1 protein-coding gene is annotated in these 289 nt (G+C 57.4%); it reads left to right on the forward strand.

The annotated features are described in order from the left end of the window. A partial coding sequence (locus tag CC207_RS19410) for a transposase (RefSeq protein WP_143496141.1) occupies positions 1-289 on the forward strand: 289 nt, incomplete at both ends.

Genomic DNA, 289 nt, shown 5'->3' on the forward strand with positions numbered 1-289 from the left:
CCGACAAAGGCTATGACGCAGAATCCTTGCGGCAATACTGCGACCGCTATCGGATGCAGCCGGTGATTCCGCTGCGTGACATGAAACGCAGACCGAAGCCGGGCTTACCGCGCCTGTTTGACAAGCCCAAGTATCGGCAGCGGAACGCCATCGAACGGCTATTTGGTTGGCTGAAGGAGCACCGCCGCCTGGGTACACGCTACTGCAAGCTGGCGGAAAGCTTTGCTGCAATGGTCACGCTGGCTTGCTGGCGACGGTGTTTACGACATTACTTTTCGTACAGTGCCTA

The sequence above is a fragment of the Pseudomonas sp. DrBHI1 genome (assembly GCF_002205115.1).
Lineage (GTDB): Bacteria > Pseudomonadota > Gammaproteobacteria > Pseudomonadales > Pseudomonadaceae > Aquipseudomonas > Aquipseudomonas mosselii.